The 7,629-nt window shown below is 71.5% G+C and carries 4 protein-coding genes and 1 pseudogene; all 5 read left to right on the plus strand.

Annotation, left to right across the window (positions count from 1 at the left end):
- On the plus strand, positions 1-261 hold a 261-nt coding region (locus R2N01_RS10565; RefSeq protein WP_316670973.1), incomplete at its 5' end, for a hypothetical protein.
- Between the two features lie 28 nt (positions 262-289).
- On the plus strand, positions 290-2,824 hold the full coding sequence (locus R2N01_RS10570; RefSeq protein ID WP_316670974.1) for an FtsX-like permease family protein: 2,535 nt from the start codon (positions 290-292) through the stop codon (positions 2,822-2,824).
- 434 nt (positions 2,825-3,258) lie between these two features.
- Complete coding sequence (locus R2N01_RS10575) at positions 3,259-4,953, plus strand: nitrite/sulfite reductase (RefSeq protein WP_316670976.1); 1,695 nt, start codon at positions 3,259-3,261, stop codon at positions 4,951-4,953.
- Positions 4,954-5,146: 193 nt separating this feature from the next.
- Complete coding sequence (gene dnaN, locus R2N01_RS10580) at positions 5,147-6,304, plus strand: DNA polymerase III subunit beta (protein ID WP_316670979.1); 1,158 nt, start codon at positions 5,147-5,149, stop codon at positions 6,302-6,304.
- A 10-nt stretch (positions 6,305-6,314) separates the two neighbouring features.
- A pseudogene (gene recF / locus R2N01_RS10585) lies at positions 6,315-7,427 on the plus strand (DNA replication/repair protein RecF); the annotation flags it as partial.
- Positions 7,428-7,629: the final 202 nt, after the last annotated feature.

Raw genomic sequence — 7,629 nt, forward strand, 5'->3', positions numbered from 1 at the left:
CCCGTCATCCCCGCGCCGCTGCGTATCACGTTCCTGCCGTCGTACCCCGCTCCGCCGGTGCCGCCCGCGCAGGCCGCGACGGCGCGGGCGGACGGGCCCGGACCCGGGACCGACGAGTCCAAGTACGACGAGCCGGCCCCGGCGCGCACGGCGTCGATCCCCGTCGTCGCCGGCGAGCCCGACCCGGACGGCGCCAGGGCGGCCCGCCGCGTGCTGGTGGAGGACAGGCCGGCCAGGTACCGCCCGACGAGGCGCGCCTGACATGTGGAGGGTCGCCTGGAGATCCCTCATGGGTCACAAGCTGAGGCTCGTGCTGTCCACCCTGTCGGTCGTGCTCGGCGTCGCGTTCATGTCCGGGGCGCTCACCTACACGTCGATGCTGTCCGACAGCTTCGACGCGATCAGCCAGGGCACACTCACCGACATCTCGGTCGGCGTGAAGTCCGACGGCAACCCCGTCGAGAGCACCGCCGCGGGTCCCGGCTCGGACACCGTGCCGTCCGGCGAACTCGAGACGGTCAGGGGGGTCGAGGGCGTCGAGAGCGCCTCGGGCATCATCAGGGCCTCGAGTCGGGTCTACCTGCTAGACACCGGCGGCAGGATCGCGGGCGACTCCACCGACAGCGTGGCGATGAACTACTGCACGGAGCCGGCCATGGGGCACAGGACCGGCCTCCAGGTCGACGAGGGGCGACCACCGGAGTCCGACGACGAAATGGCGGTCGATCCCGGCACACTCGCCGACTCCGGCTACTCGATCGGCGACCGGGCCACCGTCCTCGTCGCCGACGGCTCCCGCGTACGCATGACGGTCGTCGGGACCGCCGGCTACGCCCACGGCGCCACGGCCGGCGCCAGCTACCTCTTCTTCGACGACGCCACCGCCTCCCGGCTGCTGCTCGGCGGTACGGACGGCTACAGCACGATCGGCGTCACCGTCGAGGAGGGCTACGACGTCGGCACCGTGAACGACGCCATCAACAGCGTCCTGCCCGACGGCCTGCGGGCCACCACCGGCGAGGAGGCCGCCGACCGGATCTCCGACACCGTCGACCGGGCGATGAGCTTCGTCAACGTCTTCCTCGGCGTCTTCGCCGCGATCGCCCTCGTCGTGGCGGGCTTCATCATCGTCAACACCTTTTCGATCCTCGTCGCCCAACGCAGCCGAGAGCTCGCCCTCCACCGCGCGCTGGGGGCCTCCCGCCGTCAGGTGCGCAACTCGGTAGTGCTCGAGGCGGTCATCACCGGCCTGTTCGGCGGTGCCGTCGGCATCGCCCTGGGCGCCGTTCTCGCCTGGGGCATCAGCAGGATCGTGGCCGCTCTGGGCATGGACCTCGGCAGCCCCGTGCCGACGCCCGGCCCGGCCAACGTCATCGGCTCGCTCGTCGTCGCCGTCCTGGTCACCGTCGTCTCGGCCTGGGGTCCGGCCCGGAGGGCCGCCAGGACACCGCCCGTGGCCGCCATGAACGGCGAGTTCTCCACCGGCGCCGAGGGCCTCGGTGGGCGCACCATCGCCGGCGCCGTCTGCATCACCACCGGCGCAGCCGGCGTCGTGACCGGTTCGCTCGGCGACTTCGACAGGCATCTGTGGGCCCTCGGCGCGGGCGCCTTCGCCGTCCTCGTCGGCGCCGCCCTGTGCAGCCCGGTCATCGGCAGGCCCCTCATCCGGGTGCTCGGGTTCCTGTGGCGCCTGCTGTTCCGCGAGCCCGGCAAACTGGCCGGGCTCAACTCGATCCGCCAGCCGCGCCGCACCGCGGCCACCGCCTCGGCCCTCATGATCGGCCTGGTGCTCGTCACGATGCTGTCGATCCTGAGCTCCTCGGCCTCGGCGTCGATCCGCCGGAGCGTGCAAGACGATCTGCGCGGCGACTTCATCGTCCAGCCGGTCAATCGAAACCCGCTGCCGAACGGCATGACCGACCGGATCGCCGCGCTCGACGGCGTCGCCGCCGTGCACGCCGAACGCCAGGTGGTCGCCATGACCACCGGCCGGCAGCCGCTGTACCTGGAGGCCTTCGCGGCCCAGGACTTCAACCGGATCGTCTCTGAGGAGATGGCCTCCGGGCGGATGAGCGACGAGGCCAACACGGCGATCGTCCTGGCGGACTACGCCGAGGCCAACAATCTGTCGGTCGGCGACACGGTCACCGTGCTCGATGCCTCGGCGCCGCTGCCGATCACACTGCGGATCACCGGCACCTTCACCGTCGCCGACGGCGTCACCAGTACGAGCATCGTGACGAATCTGACCACCGTGGAGCAGTTCACCGGCGGCGACGCGGACGCATTCGCCACCGTCGACGCGGCCGAAGGCGTCCCGACCGATGAGCTGCGCGTCCGGATCGAGTCCGTCACCGGCGCCGACCCGCTCGTCGTCGTGCAGTCCATGGAGGACTACGCCGCGGAGCGCACCGCGGCGATCGACCAGGTCGTCACGGTCGTCCACGCCCTACTGGCACTGGCCATCGTCATCGCCGTCCTGGGCATCGTCAACACCCTGGCCCTGTCGATCATCGAACGCACCCGTGAGATCGGCCTGCTGCGCGCGGTCGGCATGAAGCGCCGGCAGATCCGCACGATGATCACTCTGGAGTCGATCACCATCGCCCTGCTCGGCGCCGTGCTCGGCGTCGCCATGGGCGTCGGCTTCGGCATCGCCCTGCAGCACGTGCTCATCGACCAGGGCCTGACGGTGCTGGCCGTCTCATGGCCGGCGATCGGCGTCTACCTCGTCGCGGCCGTCGTCGTCGGCGTCGGGGCGGCCCTGTGGCCCTCGCAGAAGGCCGCGAGACTCAACATGCTCGAGGCCATCGCCAGTGAATGACCGGGCCATGGACGCCCCCGCCGGGGAACTCCTCGTCCCCTCTCGGCACAAGGAGCTCGGCGACGAGCCCGGACGATGATCGCGACACCCGGTCCACGTGCTGGACGCGGATGACACGGGCAGTCGTACTCCCTAATGTCGAGGACATGTCCCGCAGCGAAGACCTGGTGCAACGCAGGCACATCGACCTGTGCATCCTCGCCGGCGCCCTGTGTCGCTGACCGGCCGAGTTCCCCGAGGGCCCGTGACCTCCGGTTCTGAACCGACGGTGGTCATCGGCTGGTCGGCCCCGTGCGTGCATCCGCTGTGAACGGGGCTGCACCCGCCCATCGATTCCGTCGGACCGATCTCACCCGCAGCCAGCCGGGCCCAACCATGCCCGCGGCCATCACGGCGCGCCCGGGCGCGCCGTGAGGAGGAAGGAATCAGGAATCATGGCAACCACATCCACCGCCAGGACCTCGACCAGGCCCAGGCGCAGCAACGGGCAGTGGGCCATCGACGGGCGCGCTCCGCTCAACCCGAACGAGGAGTTCAAACAGGCCGGCGCCGGCCCGCTGGCGGTGCGCGAGCGGATCGAGACGATCTACTCCAAGCGGGGCTTCGACTCGATCCCGTCCGACGACCTGCACGGGCGCATGCGGTGGTGGGGCCTGTACACGCAGCGCGCCGGGGGCATCGACGGCCACCGCACCGGCACGCTCGGTCCGGACGAGTTGAGCGGGCGCCACTTCATGATGCGCGTGCGCCTGGACGGCAGCGCCCTGACCGGCGAGCAGCTGCGCGTCCTGGGCGGCATCTCCCGCCAGTTCGCCCGCGGCACCGCCGACCTGACCGATCGTCAGAACCTGCAGTTCCACTGGGTCGAGATCGAGTCCGTCCCCGAGATCTGGCGGCGCCTGGAGGCGGTCGGCCTGCAAACCGTCGAGGCCTGCGGCGACACCCCCCGCGGTTTCCTGCTCTCGCCCGTGGCCGGCGTGGACGCCGACGAGATCATCGACCCGACGCCGATGCTCGCCGAGATCGGCCGGCGCTACCTGGGCGAGCCCGAGGTCGCGAACCTGCCCCGCAAGTTCAAGACCGCCGCCACCGGCCATCCCAGCCTGGACATCGCCCACGAGATCAACGACATCTCCTTCGTCGGTGTGCGCCACCCGGATCTGGGGCCGGGCTACGACCTGTGGGTCGCCGGCGGCCTGTCGACCTCGCCGCGCCTGGGCGAGCGCCTCGGCGCCTTCTGCACGGCGGAGCAGGGCCCCGGCGTCTGGTATGCGATGATCCGCCTGTTCCGCGACTACGGGTACCGCCGACTGCGCAATCGCGCCCGCCTCAAGTTCCTGCTCGCCGACTGGGGCGTCGGGAAGTTCCGTCAGGTACTGGAGGACGAGTACCTCGGATACCGGCTGGCCGACGGTCCGGCCCCCGCCCGTTCCGTGGGGAGTCCCGATCACATCGGCGTGCACGATCAGAAGGACGGCCGCAAGTACGTGGGCCTCGCCCCCCGGGTCGGGCGCCTGTCCGGCGACGTCCTGCTCGGTCTGGCCGACGCCATCGACGCGGTCGGCGGCGCCCGTGCGCGTGTGACCCCGCTTCAGAAGCTCGTCGTCCTGGACGTCGATCCCGACCGGGTCGAGGGCTTCCTGGCCGAGGTCGAACCGCTCGGTCTGACCGCCCGGCCCGGCCCCTTCCGCCGGGCGACGATGGCCTGCATCGGCATCGAGTACTGCAAGTTCGCCTTCGTCGAGACGAAGGCCGCCGCCACGGCGCTCATGGCCGAACTGGACCGCCGATTCGAGGATGCCGGGCTCGACACGCCGATCAGTCTGGCCATCAACGGCTGCCCCAACTCCTGCGTGCGCATCCAACTGGCCGACATCGGCCTGAAGGGCCAGTTGGCCAGGACCGCCGACGGCGAGGAGTTCGCCTACCAGGTGCACCTGGGCGGCGGGCTGGCCACGATGGGCCGGGAGAAGGCGGGCTTCGGCCGCACGGTGCGCGGTCTGAGGATCACCGCCGACCAGACCGCCGACTACGTCGAGCGCGTCGTGCGCCGTTACCTGGCCGGCAGGGCCGACGGCGAGACCTTCGCCCAGTGGTCGCACCGGGCCGACGAGGACGAACTGCGCTGAGCCCCCGGACAGGTTGTCCACAGGTCCTGTGCACAATCGGGCGCGGTTGTGGATGGCCTTCCCGGACGGTGCCGGCGGGGCGTCCGGGCGCGCGCTGCACGGGCCGCACCCAGTCGATATGATGCAAGCACCGTTGCCGCCCGCGCATGCGCGGGCGGCCCACCGAACCAGTTGCCGGAGGACGAGGAGCACAGTGAAGATCACAGTTGATCGCGGTGTCATGGCTGAAGCGGTCGCCTGGGTGGCCCGCAGCCTGCCCAGTCGTCCCAGCGTCCCGATCCTCGCCGGTCTGCTCATGCGCGCACAGGGCGACCAGGTCGTCATGTCGAGCTTCGACTACGAGACCAGCGCCAAGATCACCATCAGCGCCCAGGTCGACGAACCGGGCGAGGCGCTCGTCTCGGGCAGGCTGCTGGCCGACATCGCCAAGTCGCTGCCCGACCGCCCCATCAGACTCACTGCCGGCACCTCCGCCGTCGAGCTCGTGTGCGGTTCGGCCCGTTTCACGCTGCAGCTGCTGCCCGTCGAGGACTACCCGAACCTGCCCGAGATGCCGGCGTCCACCGGCTCGGTCGTCTCCGAGGACTTCGCCAGGTCGGTCAACCAGGTCGTCATCGCCGCCGGGCGCGACGAGCTGCTGCCCGTCTTCACCGGTGTGCGCATGGAGATCGACGACGACCGCCTCTCCCTGCTGGCCACCGACCGTTACCGCATGGCCCTCAAGGAGCTCGCCTGGAATCCCAGCACCGCTCGGGCCGAGGGCGCCGCGCTCGTCCCGGCCCGCGTGCTGAGCGAGGCTGCTCGCTCGATGAGCAGCGGCGAGGCCGTCCAGCTGGCCCTGGCCGGCGACACCGCCAACGAGGGCCTCATCGGCTTCGAGGGCGACGGCCTCAACGGCACCCGGCAGCTCACCACCCGCCTGCTCGACGGCGAATTCCCCAAGGTGCGCCATCTCATGGAGATCAGGGGCAATGTCACCGTGCGCTGCAACACCGCCGAGCTCATCGACTCGGTCAAGCGCGTCTCGCTCGTCGCCGAGCGCAACAGCTCGCTGCGCATGGCGATCGACGAGGACAGCATCGCGCTCGACGCGGCAACCGGCGACCAGGCCCAGGCCACCGAGGCCGTCGAGGCCGCCATCACCCGTGACGGCGGCGACGTCGAGATCGCCGCCGTCGGTTTCAACCCGCACTACCTGTCCGACGCCCTCGGCGCACTCGACACCCCCTTCGTCCAGTTCTCCTTCACGGCCCCCGGCAAGCCCTGCCTGGTGCAGGGCCTGGCCGAGCTCGACGGCGAGCCCGATGTCGACTACAGGCACGTCATCATGCTCATGAGGCTGCCCGGCTGATCGACCGATCGTGTTCGTCGACCATCTGGAGCTGGTTGATTTCCGCAGCTACCGGGCCGCCTCGCTGGCGCTCGGCCCGGGCGCCAGCGTCCTCGTCGGGCCGAACGGCCACGGCAAGACGAACCTCGTCGAGGCCGTCGAGTACCTCTCGACGCTGAGCTCGCACCGCGTCTCCTCCGACGCCCCGCTGCTGCGCGCCGGCGCCGACCGGGCGATCATCCGCGCCGTCGTCGTGGCCGGCGTGGACGATCCCCGCCGGCTGCTGCTCGAGATCGAGCTGAACGCCGGACGCGCCAACCGGACCCGCGTCAACCGTGTCCCGCAACGGCGCGTGCGCGATCTGGTCGGCGCGCTGCGCACCGTCGTCTTCAGCCCCGAGGACCTGGCGATCGTCAAGGGCGAGCCGTCCGACCGCCGCGGCTTCATCGACGCCCTGATCATCACCCGCTGGCCGCGCCTGGCCGCCGTCAAGGCCGACTACGAGCGCGCCCTGCGCCAGCGCAACGCCCTGCTCAAGCAGGTCGCCGGGCGCGGCGGTCGGCTGGACGAGGGCTCGGCCGCCACTCTCGACGTCTGGGACGAGCGGCTCGCCGGTCTGGGCGCCGAGCTGCTGGCCGCCCGTCTGGCCACGCTCGCCGACACGGCGGGCCCCGTCCGCGCCGCCTACTCGGCGATCGCCCCCGTCGACGATGCGGTGAGGGCCTCCTACAAGTCGTCCCTGCCCGGCCTGGCCGAGCTGGCCGCTCCCGACCCGGCCGCGCTGAACGGGCTGCTGCTGGAGCACATGGCCTCCCGGCGCCGACAGGAGTACGTCCGCGGCGTCTCGTTGGTGGGTCCGCACCGCGACGACATCGATCTGCACATCGGCCCGCTGCCCGCCAAGGGCTATGCCAGCCACGGCGAGAGCTGGTCGCTGGCGCTGGCCCTGCGCCTGGGCAGTCTCGGGCTGCTGCGTGCCGAGGGCATCGAACCGGTCCTGGTTCTCGATGACGTCTTCGCCGAGCTGGACGCCACCCGCCGCGACCGTCTCGCCGAGGCCGTCGCGGACGCCGAGCAGGTGCTCGTCACGGCAGCCGTCGACGCGGACATCCCGTCCCAGCTGGAGGGCCGCCGCCTGACCGTGTCGATGCGCGCCGGACCCGCGCCCGCCGGCGCGTCGGCGCCCACCCGCGTCTCGGTGCTCTCCGGGGAGGGCGTCGTGGACCCGGGCGACGGCCCCGGGCGGTTCGACGCGGACGCCCCACGAGATGGCAACGGCGGAGCGACCGGCGATGCGGGGGCCGAGCGGTGAGCCCGCGCGAGCAGGACCCCGGCGGGCAGCCCAC

It is taken from the genome of uncultured Propionibacterium sp. (assembly GCF_963539965.1).
Taxonomy (GTDB): Bacteria; Actinomycetota; Actinomycetes; order Propionibacteriales; family Propionibacteriaceae; genus Propionibacterium.

Coding starts and splice junctions, on each gene's coding strand:
- R2N01_RS10570 (WP_316670974.1), top strand. CDS start 290: ATGGGTCACAAGCTGAGGCTCGTGCTGTCCACCCTGTCGGTCGTGCTC.
- R2N01_RS10575 (WP_316670976.1), top strand. CDS start 3,259: ATGGCAACCACATCCACCGCCAGGACCTCGACCAGGCCCAGGCGCAGC.